9 protein-coding genes are annotated in these 13,310 nt (G+C 70.0%); all 9 read right to left on the bottom strand.

Annotated elements, in window-relative coordinates; translation table 11 throughout:
- Positions 1 to 31: 31 nt before the first annotated feature.
- Positions 32 to 2,560, bottom strand: a complete 2,529-nt coding sequence (gene ptsP, locus THSYN_RS16885) for a phosphoenolpyruvate--protein phosphotransferase (RefSeq protein ID WP_100920162.1) — start codon at positions 2,558 to 2,560, stop codon at positions 32 to 34.
- A 513-nt stretch (positions 2,561 to 3,073) separates the two neighbouring features.
- On the bottom strand, positions 3,074 to 4,114 hold the full coding sequence (locus THSYN_RS16880; RefSeq protein ID WP_100920161.1) for an RpnC/YadD family protein: 1,041 nt from the start codon (positions 4,112 to 4,114) through the stop codon (positions 3,074 to 3,076).
- Positions 4,115 to 4,390: 276 nt separating this feature from the next.
- Entirely contained in the window at positions 4,391 to 5,617 is a 1,227-nt protein-coding gene (locus THSYN_RS16875; protein ID WP_100920160.1) for a formylglycine-generating enzyme family protein, read from the bottom strand.
- 332 nt (positions 5,618 to 5,949) lie between these two features.
- Entirely contained in the window at positions 5,950 to 6,774 is an 825-nt protein-coding gene (locus THSYN_RS16870; protein ID WP_100920159.1) for an undecaprenyl-diphosphate phosphatase, read from the bottom strand.
- A gap of 146 nt (positions 6,775 to 6,920) precedes the next feature.
- Positions 6,921 to 7,145, bottom strand: coding sequence for a DNA gyrase inhibitor YacG (yacG, locus tag THSYN_RS16865; RefSeq protein ID WP_100920158.1), 225 nt, complete (start codon positions 7,143 to 7,145; stop codon positions 6,921 to 6,923).
- A gap of 8 nt (positions 7,146 to 7,153) precedes the next feature.
- A complete protein-coding gene (zapD, locus tag THSYN_RS16860) occupies positions 7,154 to 7,921 on the bottom strand; it encodes a cell division protein ZapD (protein WP_172965300.1) in 768 nt (255 codons plus the stop codon).
- Positions 7,922 to 8,295: 374 nt separating this feature from the next.
- Positions 8,296 to 11,181, bottom strand: a complete 2,886-nt coding sequence (locus THSYN_RS16855; RefSeq protein WP_100920157.1) for a bifunctional diguanylate cyclase/phosphodiesterase — start codon at positions 11,179 to 11,181, stop codon at positions 8,296 to 8,298.
- Between the two features lie 16 nt (positions 11,182 to 11,197).
- Positions 11,198 to 12,271, bottom strand: coding sequence for a substrate-binding domain-containing protein (locus THSYN_RS16850; RefSeq protein ID WP_100920156.1), 1,074 nt, complete (start codon positions 12,269 to 12,271; stop codon positions 11,198 to 11,200).
- A 195-nt stretch (positions 12,272 to 12,466) separates the two neighbouring features.
- Positions 12,467 to 13,198: a 16S rRNA (uracil(1498)-N(3))-methyltransferase gene (locus THSYN_RS16845; protein WP_100920155.1), complete on the bottom strand. Its 732-nt coding sequence runs from the start codon at positions 13,196 to 13,198 to the stop codon at positions 12,467 to 12,469.
- Between the last annotated feature and the right edge of the window lie 112 nt (positions 13,199 to 13,310).

The following is a 13,310-nucleotide window of genomic DNA, read 5'->3' as shown; positions in this document are numbered from 1 at the left end:
CCCTAGTGCCTTTGCGAGTTGCGTGTCCGGCTCAGTAGTCCAGGGGCACCAGGGCGCGCACCGCGGCGGCGCTGTCCTGGGCGAGTGCCTGCTCCGCCAGGTCCTGGCATTGCGGCAGCGAGCGGGCCCGCACCTGCGCCTTGACCGCCGGGATGGACGGGACACTGACCGACAGCTCCGCCACCCCCAGGCCCACCAGGATGGGGACCGCCTGGGGATCGCTGGCCAGACCGCCGCAGACCCCCACCCATTTGCCCTCGGCGGCGGCCCCCTCGACCGTCTGGGCGATCAGTTGCAGGATCGCCGGGTTCATGGCGTCGGCCTTGGCGGCGAGCTTGGGATGGCCGCGGTCCATGGCGAGCGTGTATTGGGTCAGGTCATTGGTGCCGATGGAGAAGAAGTCCACCTCACGGGCGAACTGGCGGGCCAGCACGGCCGCCGCGGGCACCTCCACCATGATGCCCAACTCCACCACATCGGCGACCCCCAGACGGGCGCGCTCCTCCTCCACCAGGCCCTTCACCGAGCGGATCTCATCGAGCGTCGCAATCATCGGGAACATCATGCGCAGGCGGTTGCCCTGGCCGGCGCGCAGGATGGCGCGCACCTGGGTGCGCAGGATCTCCGGGCGATCGAGCCCGATGCGCACTCCGCGGATGCCGAGCATCGGGTTCTCCTCGCGCGGCATCGGCAGATAGGCCAGCGGCTTGTCCCCGCCCACATCGAGCGTGCGGATGATCAGTGGCCGCCCGTCCAGGGCCTTCGCGATGGCCGAGTAGATGGCGAACTGATCCTCCTCGGTGGGGGCGGAGGTGCGGTCCATGTAGAGGAACTCTGAGCGCAGCAGGCCCACGCCCTCACCGCCCAGGGTCACGGAGCGGGCCGCGTCCTCCAGGCCGCCGATGTTGGCGACCACCTCGATCCGGTGGCCGTCGCTCGTCACCGCCGGGTCCAGGGCGGTCGCCAGGTCGTTGGCGCGCCGGGTCGCCTGGCGTTCCTTCAGGGTCTTGATGCGGGCGATCTCCAGCGGGTCCGGGTTCAGCCGCAGGCTGCCCTTGCTGCCGTCCAGGATGACCGGCGTGCCGTCCGGGAGATCCATGGCGCGCGGCTCGATCCCGGCCACCGCGGGGATATCGAGCGAGCGGGCGATGATGGCGACGTGGGAGGTCGAACCGCCGCCGACGGTCGCAAAGCCCAGCACCCGCCCGCGGTCGAGCCGGGCGGTGTCCGAGGGGGTCAGGTCCTCGGCGATCAGGATGGTGTCCGGCGGTGCCTGGGGCTCCTCCAGTGGCGTCCCCGTGATGATGGCGAGCACCCGCCGGCCCACGTCGCGCAGGTCATTGGCGCGCCCGGCCAGCAGCTCGTTGCGCAGCCGTGCCAGGCCTTCGGCATGGGTGGTGAAGGCGGCCCGCCAGGCGAAGGCGGCGCTCTTGCCCTTGGCGATGGCGCTCTCGGCGATGTCGAGCAGGCCCGGGTCGCCCAGCAACTCCTGATGGGCGGCGAAGATCGCCGCCTTGGCCGGATCGGCCTGGCCGCGCAGTTCCGCCTGCAGGGCCTCGAGCTGGTTGCGGGCCAGATCCAGCGCGTCCTCCAGGCGGCGGCGCTCCTGGTTGGGGGCCTCGCCGACCTCCTGGACCGCGATCTCCTCGCGCCGCAGGCGCCACACCTTGCCCACCGCGAGCCCCGGTGAGGCGGCCACGCCGAGCAGCAGGTTGGGGTCATCGGAGCGGGGGCGCGGGGCCGGGGCGGAATCCGCGCTGATCTCGGTGGTGGCCGGTGCCGGGGCCGGGGTGCTGCCCTCGTCGCCCAGACCGGAGGCCAACTCCGGGACCAGCCGGGCGATCACCTCCTCCGCGTCCGGCCCCTCGGCGATCAGCACCACCTTGTCGCCCTGCTCGATCGCCAGGCCCATGATCGAGACCAGGCTCTTGGCGTTGGCCTGATCGTCGCCGCGCTGGATCAGGACCCGCGACTGGAAGCGCTTGGCCAGATTGGCGAGCACCGCCGCCGGGCGGGCGTGCAGCCCGGTCGGGTTGGGGATCAACACCGCCTCGGAGATCACCCGCTTGCCGGAGGTCTGCGCCTCGGCCGCGCCCCCTTCGGCCAGGTCAAGGCTCAGCACGGTGTCGATGCCCGCCCGCACCAGCCCGCTGGCCGGATGGTAGGCGGCGACCCGCTCCCCGTTGGTCACCACGATCTGGGTCAGCAGGCTCTTGGCATGGGTCGCCAGAAAGTCCGCGTCGAAGGCGATCAGGGCGTCGCCCGCGGCCACCGTCTGGCCGGTGACGACCTTGGGGGTGAACCCCTCGCCCTTCAGATTCACCGTGTCCAGGCCGATGTGCATCATCAACTCAATGCCCGAGGGCGTGGTCAGGGTCACCGCGTGGCCAGCCCGATGGAGGTTGGTCACCACCCCCGCACAGGGCGCGACCAGGACCTGTGACAGCGGATCGATGGACACCCCGTCGCCCACCATCTTCTGGGCAAAGACCGGGTCCGGGACCTGCTCCAGTGGCAGGATGACGCCATCCAGGGGCGCCTTCAGCTCGATGGTTTGCACCGTGATCTCCTCTATGGCGAGTGGTTTGGAGTGGCAGCACCGGCCGCGGGCAAGGCGGCGGCCGCCGGGACGGGCGCGGGACTGGTGGGTGACACGGGCGCAGGGCCCGCGGGCCGGGCGGTGTCGATGACGGTGCCGGGTCGCAACACATCGGTCCTCGTGCGGGGAGCCCTGCCGGGCACCCTCTGTGGTTCTTGTTCCCGCCACCGAACGGGTGCCCTGAGCGGCAGACCGACCGCATCGGTGGGGCGCGGGTCCAATCGTGGCAGGGTGCGAGGGGAACGGCAACCTCTGAGGGTGATATCCGTCGCGGCCTGGGGGCCGCTCCTACGCCGTAGGAGCGGCCCCCAGGCCGCGACGGGTTACCGCAAGGGCGCGTGGCCCGGAGTTATGATCAAGGCCCGCGCCCCCGAGCGCCGCGAGCGGCCAAACCATCGCAGCTGGTGCGCCTGGAGTCCAAGGCTTCAGCCTTGGAAGCGGGACTATACACGCAGCGCACTTAAAGGGTGCCGCTCAGTGCGTGTCGAAAACCTCATGCGGGCTGTCTGCGGTCAGGATACGGGTGAGCCAGGCCTCGATCTGATCGGGTTCGCCCGCCTGCACGCGGGCCACAAGGTCCGGCGTCGGCGGGCCGAATTTGGCTTGCAGCAGTCGGAGCAGGGCCTTGGCCTCGCCTTCCTGTTGGCCTGCCTGCCAGCCCTCCTGTTGGCCTGCCTGCCAGCCCTCCTGTCGGCCCGCCTGCCAACCCTCCCGCCGGCCCTGTTCGAGTCCTTCCTCGCGGGCAAAGCGCTCCCAACTCGTAACGTATGACATCTTGGTTTGCTCCTCCAGTTCAGCCAGTTCTTGCCGCAGTGCCAGTTCGAGCCCGCGCGGCAGGCGGATCAGCCAATCGATAAAGCGCAGCAACTTGATCGCATCATCGCGGCCGTACCGATAACGATACAATAGCGCGATGATCTCGCCCTTGCGCGCCTTGCGCTCGGGGTTGCTGGAGCGCCGGTGGGCCGCCAACTGGGCCAGGGCGACCACCGCGAAGGGGTTGTCCGCCGCGCGCTTGGCCAAGTCCGCTTCATCCCAGGACAGCAGCGTGTGGACGCGAAAGCGGAAACGGACCCCGCAGCCGTCGCGCTCGCGGCGATATTCCGTGGTCTCGCCGTCGGCCCGGTCGTTGGTCAGGAGCGCCAGGCTGATGGTCTCGATCCCGCCGAAGCGGTCGTAGATGCGATACCAATACTGGAACATCCGTTCCGGGAACCCGGCCTCGGCCTGACCCTGGATCTCGATATGCAGCAGCAGCCAGACCTCCAAGCCCTCGCGGCTGTAGACCTTGACCAGGCGGTCGGCATACCGGCGGCCGATGGTGGAATCGCCGGTGATGCGCTGCAACTCGGCATCCAGGAATTCATAGGGGCGGTCCCAGTCGATCAGGGCGTGGACGGTCGGGAAGAACAGCGCCATGAACGGCGGTAGCCAGGCGTCGATGGCCTCTTTCCAGGGGGAATCGTAGTCCGGCGTACCGGGCTCCTCGGGATTGGCGGCGGGGTTTTCGGTCATGGGCAGTGCTCAGCGAACCTATTGTCTTCTCGTTCCAACGCCTTCTCGTTCCCACGCTCCAGCGTGGGAATGCCGTTCCGCCGCTCCAGCGGCGCGTCGGCCGACGGGACGCTGGAGCGTCCGCACTTGCTCCCACGCTGGAGCGTGGGAGCTAGAAAAAAGTGAGTGCGTAGCTCCCGCGGGGCCTGACCGCCCGCGACTCCCGCTCGCTCACGCTCGCTCCTTGCGCGGGCAGTCCGGTCCCGCTCCCTAGCCGCTTGCCTCCTCCGGACCGTGCTAGGGACCTCGAGCCAGGCGGAAGCCCAGCCTGACGCCGAGGCCGGCCGGCCCCACCTGGTAGCGCCGCGCGGAGCGGCAGTACCTGGCGTCGTCGAACCAGTCACCGCCGCGCAGGACGCGCGACCCGCCCGCGGCATCTTCCCATGCGCTGCCATCCGTGGGGGCACCTTGGTAATGATAGTGCCAATGATCTTGGACCCACTCCCAGACGTTTCCGTGCAGGTCGTGGAGCCCCCAGGGGTTCGGTTGCTTCTCGCCCACCGGGTGGGTCTTGCCGTCTGAATTGTCTTTGAACCAGGCGTGGTTCCCAAGTGCCCGCTCGTCATCGCCGAATGACCAGCGTGTCTGGGTCCCGGCCCGGCAGGCATACTCCCACTGCGCCTCGCTCGGCAGCCGATAGGTCCAGCCGGTCTGTTCGGTGAGCCAGACGCAGTAGGCCGCGGCGTCCTCCCAGGAGACCTCGATCACCGGGCGCCGGCCGCGGCCCCAACCCTGGTCGCTCGGCAGCTCGCGTTGCCTGTCTTCTGCCGCGCCAAAGAGACGCCCCAGCACCCCGCGCTTGGCCGCCGGTGGACGCTTGGTGGCGACGACGAATCGGTCATAGTCATCGAAGGTGACGGGGAAGCGGCCGATGGCGAAGGGCCGCGCGATACGGACCTCGTGCCGGGGCTGCTCGTCGACGAAGGCCAGCGCGTCGCCATCCGCGGAGCCCATGAAGAAGCGCCCGGGCGGGAGCCAGACCATCTCGGGTCCGTCGCTACCGTCCTTGAGGCGGTCGCGGAAGGGCGTCGCGGGGGCGGGTGGCGGGGGCGGCGGCTTGGTCTTGTTGGCGGGCTGAGGTGCGGCGGCAGGCGTCGGGGTTGGCGTGGGAACGATCACCGGGCCGGCGATGACCCCGAGGGCCAGCGCCCAGGTCTCCACCGCCCACCGCGCCGCCTCGCCGGTCAACGCCAGCTCGTCCTCCAGCCGCTTGCCCAGCCGCCCGAGCAGGAGCGGCGTCGGCAACCCGCCGCTGCCGCCGAGCAGATCAGCCGCGACTCGCTGTCTCAGGGCGCTGACGAGGATGAAGACCTCGCGCTTGTGCTGCCCGCACAGGTCGCGCAGCATCGCCTCGCAGCGGCACGGGTCGTCGCAGAGGCTATGGCCGTAGCGCACGATCAGTTGACGCAGGGTGTCGCGGACTATAGGTTCCATGGGCGGTGTCGTTCCCGGTTGCTGGTTCATGCCGTGATCTCCCCCTCGATTCTACTCAGGTTGAGCCGGACCCCGGCCGTGAGTGCGGCGCTGCGCTCGGGCTCGACATTGCGCAGTTGGACGTCGATGCTGGTCATCACCCATAACTGCGAGGCCGTCGGTCCGCACAGCGGACCCTATCGCGGACCGGTGGGACCGCGCTCATGGGCGATGTGAAACCGCCCCCGGCGCCCCCGTCAACCCGGCAGGCGATGGGGCGAGGGCAGGCGCCGCGCCATCGTCGGCAGTATGCCCCGGGGCGCGGTGCCGACAAGTTGAGCGGCGTGTGCGTGGTCACTGCACGACGCCGGCCTGTCACGGCATCAGGCGTGCCAGTCGACCAGCCCGGTATAGGCGGTGCCGAGCACGATCAGGCCGAAGACGATGCGGTACCAGGCGAAGGCATTGAAGTTGTGGTGGGAGATATAGCGCAGCAGGCCCTTGATGGCGAGCATGGCGAAGATGAATGAGGAGACGAAGCCGACGGCGAAGACGGGGGCGTCGTCGAATGAAAGAATGTCGCGCGCCTTATAGATGTCGAGCACCGTGGCGGCGGTCATAGTGGGGATGGCGAGAAAGAACGACAACTCGGTCGCGGTCTTGCGCGACAGGCCGAAGAGCATCCCGCCGATGATGGTGGCGCCGGCGCGCGAGACCCCGGGGAACATCGCCACCGCCTGTGCAAAGCCCACCTTCAGGGCCGTCTGCCAGGTGATGTCATCCACTGAGGCGCAGCCTTCCGGGAGGTTGCGGCGCTCCACCCAGAGGATCACCAGGCCGCCGACGATCAGTGCGGCGGCGACGCTGAGCGGGTTGAAGAGATACTCCTTGATGACCCCGTGGAGCAGGAATCCGAGCACCGCCGCCGGCATGAAGGCGACCAGGATGTTGAGTGCGAAACGCTGCTGCGGGCCCGGTCGCCACATGCCCGCGGCCACCTGCAGGATGCGTTCGCGATAGAGCCAGCAAACCGCGAGGATGGCGGCGAACTGGATCACGATCTCGAACACCTTGCTCTGCTCATTGGTGTAGTCGAGCAGGTCGCCGACGATGATCATGTGACCGGTGGAGGAGATCGGGAGAAACTCGGTGAGTCCCTCGACGATGCCGAGGATCAAGGCCTTCACCAGCAGGGGCAGGTCGGTCATGGGCAGTTCCTTAAAGGTGCGCGATGGGTTGGTGTTTTCTGGAAAGCCGGCTGGTCCGCACGGCATTGGTCCGCACAGCGGACCCTACGGGGCCGCCCCGTAGGGTCCGCTATGCGGACCGATTACGCCCGCACGGCGACCGCGGTTCAATGCGTCGGCCAGACCTGATCCGCGGGCGGCTGATCCTCCTCCAAGGGCTCGCCGGCGTCCGGAATGCGGTGGTTTTCGGCCAACCAATCGCCCAGGTCGATCAGCTTGCAGCGCTTGCAGCAAAAGGGCCGAAACGGCGACGCGGCCGACCACTCGACGGGGCGTCCGCAATGGGGGCAGGGGACCTGGGTGGGCGTAGGGGCGGGCGTGGGGGCTGGCATAGAGTCTCTCAAAAGACGCAGCAGGTGAGACGGAACTCGACATCGTCCGGGGTCGGGGTCGGTCGCAGGCGCGGCTCGATGGTCATGAAGCGGATGCTGAAACGGTTCTTGTGCCCGCTGATCTCGGGGTAGCGGCTGCTGCCCCCCGGCAGGGCCACGCGCACCATCTGGGCCGGCGCCTGAAGGTCCAGCGCCTCTTGGAAAAAGCCCCCGACGGCCGTCACCTGGCGCGGCGTGGCGCTGCTGCGCGCGAGCGACAGCATGAGCCGGATGGCCGCGTCCGCCGGCCGCAGGTCCTGCAACCAGTGGTCCAGGCGCGACTGGCGCCGCTCCGGGGACTGGACCAGCCAGTGGTGATACTGGGGCAGGTCGAAGGAGCAGGCGCCGCCGGGGATGGTGCTGCGCTGGGCCACGCCCTTGAGGAACTCATCCTCCCGTGCGGTCTGGCCGATCGGGCTGGTGAGCGAGACGATGCCCGCGAGCGCCCCCTCCAGGTCCTTCAAGACCCGCTCCAGGGCGTTGGGGTCCACCCCCGGCTGACTCGCGATCCGCTCCACGGCGGCGAGGTTGCGGTCCAGTTCCTTGGCGATCTCGGTCCTGAGATCCGAGCGCGCGGTGACGGCGGTGATGTCGATCAGCGCCTCCACCGCCACCCGGGTTGCCCAGGGGTCGTACTGGGGCATGAAGTAGTCCACCTTCTCGAACAGGTGTTCCAGACGCAGGAAGGTCCGGACGCGTTCGTTCAAGGGGTGCTCGAAGACGGTCAGTGGGGCCACGGTGAGGTCTCGGGCTGAAGGCTGGGGACGGACTCGACCCGGCCGGGGCTGCCATTGCACCCCCCGCCCCGGGAACCTGAGGGTCGGATTCTCCCGGTTTAAGGCGTCCCGGTAAATCCCCTCGCGGGTCGGGCGACCGGTCGGCGCGCACCAGCCGCCGGGACGGTCCCGCTCGGCCTCGATCATCGTTGCGGCCGGTAGCGGTCCGTCCGCAACCGGAGGTCGAGGCTTTAGCCGACGGCGGTTGCCGACATAACCAAGAGAAATCGCGTTCCCCGCGCGGCCCGTCGCGGCGCAAGTCGCTCCCACAGCGCCGCTGCGCGACTGTCGCGGTAACGCCGCGGCGCCAACCCCGCAACCTTGCCGTTCGTTCCTCAGCCCCCGACCGCGGGCACCATGCCCAACCCGGTGAGGGTGCCCCCCGCCTCGCCCCGGGCGCTCAAGAGCCCGGCGGCGTCCGCGGCGGTGAGCGGGTAGGACACGAGGTAGCCCTGGCAATAGTCGCAGCCCTCGGCCAGCAGGATGCCGGCCTGGCCCGCGGTCTCCACCCCCTCGGCGATGGTCGCGATGCCGAGCTGATGGGCAAGCAGGATGATCCCGTGCAGCATAACCCGCTTGCGCTCGCTGGTCTCGATCTCGCTGACGAAGGAGCGGTCGATCTTGATCGCGTCGATGGGCAGTCCCGCCAGGTGGCTCAGGGAGGAGTAGCCGGTGCCGAAGTCGTCCAGGTGCACCCGGATCCCCAGTGCGCGCAGGCGCTCCAGGACCCGGGCGGCGGCCTGGGTCTCATCCAGGATGGCGGTCTCGGTGACCTCGATGACCAGGCGCTCGCCGCTCACCCCGTGATCGTCCAGGATGCGCGGGATGGCGTCGATCAGGTCCTCGTCGAAGAGTTGGCGGGGCGAGAAGTTCACCGCGATGCGCAGTGGTGCGCCCGGCGCGATCAGTGACTGCCAGGCGCGCAGCCGTCGACAGACCTTACTGAAGGCCCAGCGACCCAGGGGGATGATGAGGTTGCTCTCCTCCGCCATGGTGACGAACTGGTCCGGGGGGACCGGGCCCAAGCGGGGGTGGACCCAGCGCGCCAGGGCCTCGAACCCCTCCAGCCGATAGCCTTCCATGGAGACGATCGGCTGATAGACCAGGGTCAGTTGATCGGTGCTCAGGGCGTGCCCCAGGGCCTTTTCCATCTCCAGGCGGTTGACGATGCGCTCGCGCATGCCGTGGTCGAAGACCTGGAAGCGCCCCTTGCCCTGGTCCTTGGCCTGGTACATGGCGATATCCGCATCGCGCAGGACCTCGTCGGCGCTGCGGTAGTCGGGGCCGGTGTGGGCGATGCCGATGCTGGCGCCGGTCTGGACCTCCTGGTCCCCCAGCATGAAGGGCCGGCCCAGGGCGCTGATGAGCCGGGCGGCCAGGTCCGCGGCGCGCCGCCCCTCGGTGACCAGCACGACGAACTCGTCGCCCCCCAGGCGCACCAGCCCGTCCTCCGCGCGCAGTTCGGCGCGCAGCCGGGCGGCGACCGCGATCAACAGGGCGTCCCCGGCCTCGTGTCCCAGGGTGTCGTTGACGGCCTTGAAGCGGTCCAGGTCGATGAACAACACGGCCAGACTGAGGCGTTGCGTGCGCCCGCCGCCCCGCAACAGCCGCTCCAGGCGGGCCTGGAGCCAGGTGCGGTTGTGCAGCCCGGTCAGGTGGTCGTAGAGGGCATCGTGGCGCAGTTGCTCCTCGGCCCGTTTGCGGTCGCTGATGTCGGTGTGGGAGCCCGCCATGCGGATCGGCAGGCCGTCGCCATCGCGCTCCGCCAGCCCCCGCGACAGAAACCACAGATAGCCGCCGTTGTGGTGGCGCAGCCGATACTCGTGGCAGAAGAAGTCCGTGGTGCCGTCCAGATGGCGGCCGATCTCCAGGTGCACCGCCTCGTTGTCGTCCGGGTGGATGCGCTCCAGCCAATCGTCCGGGGTACGCTCCAGGCGGGTGCCGCCGAGGCCCAGCAGGTCCTGGAAACGGGGCGAGAGGTACAGCGCCTGGGTCTGCAGGTCCCAGTCCCACAGGATATCGTTGGTGGCCCTGACCGCCAGGGCGTAGCGCTCCTCGCTGGCGCGCAGGGCCCGGTCCGCCGCGGCGCGCGCCGACAGGGTGTCCATGAAGGCGTTGAACCCACTGACCAGTTCGCCGATCTCGTCACGGGTGCGCACCGGCAGCCGGGTACTGGGGTCCAGGCTGTTGGATTGGAGCCGCTTGAAGCTCGTGATGACCTCCAGGATCGGCCGCACCAGGTCCTGGGAATAGACCCAGGTGGCGCCTGCCACCACCAGGAAGCTCAGCACCAGGGCCACGAACGCGGTCTGGCGGATGACCCGAATCTCCGCGAACAGGGTGCGTTCCGGGATGGCGTGGCAGAGGGTCCAGTCGGCGCGCGCTACCGGCTCGCAGTTCAGCAGGTAGGGGCTGGCCCGCCATTGGAGCCGGACGGCGCCGGAGCGGTTCACCGCGCGGGCCGCGGCGGTGAGGAACCCGGGGTCCGCGTCCTGGCCCACCCGTTGCGGGTCCGGGTCATAGAGCAGGCGGCCCTGCTGGTCGATCAGGGTCAGGAAGGCCCCGGTGCGCAGCCGCGCTGTGCCGAACTGGCGCCCCAGGGACCCGGGGTCCAGATTGACGACGATGAGCCCGATGGGTTTGGTGTTGAGGGTGGCGCGGTCCGTATGCATGAGCACCCGGGCCGCGGCCAGCACCTGGGGGTGACGGGAGGCCTCGTTGACGTTGGCGCTGACCCCGGCCCAGTGGACGGTCCGTCCGGACGCCTGGGCCTGGGCATAGAGGCGGTCGCGGGCGGCCTGATCCAGCCGGCTCCCGTCCAGGGTGTCGCCGACGTGAAAGTGTTGCCCGTCGGCGGCGAACAGGTCGATCGAGACCAGTCCGTCCAGGTTCAGATAGCCGTTCAGGATATAGCCGATGCGCGCCTGGGTGGCGAGACGGCCATAGTCATCCTGCGGCGCATCGCGGGCGAACCCCCGGCCGATGTCCTCGATTCCGGAGAGGTTGGCAATCAGGCCCTCCACCTGGTCCAGGGTGCGGTCCAGGAGCCGCACCTGGCCGTCCACCAGGGCCGCGACAGTCTGCCGTGCCTGGGCCATGACCGTGTCGCGCGCGCTCTGATATGAGGCATAGCTCACCGCCAGCAGCGGCAGCACGCTCACCATCATCAGATAGACGATGAACTTGCGGGTGATCCGCGGGGTGGCGCGCAACAGGGCCATGGCGGTTCCCGGGACCCTAAGGCGCCGCGGGCGCCGGCTGAGCCGGCCCCGGTTGCCGCGGCACCGGCGGCCCGGGCGGCGCGGCGCCGGCCAGGGTATCGGTCGTGATGACACGGGTCTCCACCATGGTTTCCGGCGGCACCTGATCCCCGCGCAGGGCCTTGATCGCGTAGACCACCCCCAGATAGCCCTGCTCGGCCGCCTGTTGGTCGACCGTGGCAGCCAGCCGCCCGGCGCGGACCGCCTCGCGCGCCTGCTCCAGGGCGTCGAAGCCGATCACGCGCACCTGCGAGCGCCCCGTGCCGGCCAGGTATTTCATCGCCCCGATCGCCATCATGTCATTGGCGCAAAACAGGATCTGTACGTCCGGATGCTGCTCGAAGATGCCCCGGGCGACGGTCAGCGCCTCATCGATCTTCCACTGGGCCGACTCCTGGGCGACCACCCGGATCTGCGGGTTTTCCGCCAGGGCCCGCAGTGCCCCGCGCTTGCGCTCATCCGCGTTCGCCGCCCCGCGGATGCCCTCGATGAGCGCCGCCTGCGTCGGCCGGTCCACCCCGGCGGTCACGGCGCGCACCGCCGCGTAGGCGCCCGCCTCGTTGTCCACGCTGATGAAGGGCACCCCGAGCAGGCCCATCTTGCGGGAGAATTCGGGACTCAGGCGGTTATCGATGTTGACCACCAGCAGGCCCGCGTCCTGCGCCTTCTTGAGGACCGGGATCAACTCGACCGAGTCCCCCGGGGCGATCACGATGGCCGCCACCCGGTCCCGGATCAACTGATCCACGATGCCGATCTGCTGCTCGATGGAGGTCTCCTGGGCGGCGGTGCGCACCAGCAGTTCCACCCCGAGCTCCTGTTCCGCCCGGCGCGCGCCCCGCTCCATCTCGATGAAAAAGGGGTTGGTCAGCGTCTTCATGACGAGCGCGATGCGCGGGCGCGCCGTCGCGGGCGCCGCCGGGGCCGCAGCGGGCGGTGTGGCGTCGTCACAGGCGGCCAGCAGCAGCAGGATCAGTGCGGCGGTCAGCCCGGTGATCAGCCGGCCGCCCCGGGACGGGGGGCGGCTGCGCGGTGTAAAGCGGTGCGTCATCGGTGCTGATCCTGTCGTGGTTATTGGGTCGTCGCGGGTCCGGCGGCGGGGGGCTGAGGTCTGAAACCGGCGCCATTATACCCGCCCGCTATCGGCGCCTCGGCCGATTGCCGCCCCCGCGCGCCCAGTCCCCCGGCGCGCCCCGCTGCCGTAGGGTCCGCTGCGCGGACCGCTGCCCCGTGCCGCCCGCCATCCCTAATCCCGCAAATCCCCCCACAACGCCTGAAGCACGGCAATCGCGGCGAGCGGTGCGGTCTCCGCGCGCAGGATCCGGGGTCCCAGCCGCACCCCGACCACCCCATGGCGATGCGCCAGGTCCAGTTCCCGCGGGCTCAGCCCCCCCTCGGGCCCCACCAACAGGGTCACCTCGGGCCCCGGCGGCGCCCATTGCGCCAGCGCCTGGGGCGCCCGCGGGTCCAGCAGCAGCGTCCCCGGCGCCGCCGCGGCGAGCCACTCCGCCAAGGGCAGGGCGTCTGCCAGGGCCGGCAGGCGGCGGCGCCCCGACTGCTCGCAGGCGCCGATCGAGACGCCCCGCCAGTGCTCCAGGCGCCGCTGGAGCCGCTCCCCCTGGAGCTGCACCATACTGCGCTCGGTAAACAGCGGCCAGAGCCCGGCCACGCCCAATTCCACCGCCTTCTGGATCGCGTAATCCATGCGCTCCCCCCGCGAGATCCCCAGGCCCAGGACGATCCGCAGGACGGGCGCGGGCTCCACGGCACCGGCCGCACCGATCGCAAGGACCACCCCCGCCCGTCCGACCGCCGCCACCTGCGCGGCGCGGTCCCGCCCGTCCCCATTGAAGCACGCCAGCCCGTCCCCGGGACCGAGCCGCAAGACCTGCGTCAGGTGGCGCGCCGGCCCCTGCGGCAGGCGCAGTTCGGTCTGCGGGTCGAGCGGGTGGTCGAGATAGACGCGGGGGATACGCATGGGCGGCGGGGGCGGGTGCCGATGATCGGTGGGGGAGGGCGCAATCTTAACCCTCGAAACGGGGGTTGCGCCCGCCCCGCGGAGCGAGTAAGACCGGGGAACCGGATGCGGG

This window comes from Candidatus Thiodictyon syntrophicum (genome assembly GCF_002813775.1).
Taxonomy (GTDB): Bacteria; Pseudomonadota; Gammaproteobacteria; order Chromatiales; family Chromatiaceae; genus Thiodictyon; species Thiodictyon syntrophicum.
The sequence above is the reverse complement of the archived record's forward strand: the minus strand, read 5'-3'. Positions and strand labels throughout refer to the sequence as shown.

Excerpts from the sequence above, each read along its gene's own strand:
- THSYN_RS16855 (WP_100920157.1), bottom strand. The coding sequence starts at position 11,181 with ATGGCCCTGTTGCGCGCCACCCCGCGGATCACCCGCAAGTTCATCGTC.
- THSYN_RS16870 (WP_100920159.1), bottom strand. The coding sequence starts at position 6,774 with ATGACCGACCTGCCCCTGCTGGTGAAGGCCTTGATCCTCGGCATCGTC.
- THSYN_RS16850 (WP_100920156.1), bottom strand. The coding sequence starts at position 12,271 with ATGACGCACCGCTTTACACCGCGCAGCCGCCCCCCGTCCCGGGGCGGC.
- THSYN_RS16845 (WP_100920155.1), bottom strand. The coding sequence starts at position 13,198 with ATGCGTATCCCCCGCGTCTATCTCGACCACCCGCTCGACCCGCAGACC.
- THSYN_RS16880 (WP_100920161.1), bottom strand. The coding sequence starts at position 4,114 with ATGACCGAAAACCCCGCCGCCAATCCCGAGGAGCCCGGTACGCCGGAC.
- THSYN_RS16875 (WP_100920160.1), bottom strand. The coding sequence starts at position 5,617 with ATGAACCAGCAACCGGGAACGACACCGCCCATGGAACCTATAGTCCGC.
- yacG (WP_100920158.1), bottom strand. The coding sequence starts at position 7,145 with ATGCCAGCCCCCACGCCCGCCCCTACGCCCACCCAGGTCCCCTGCCCC.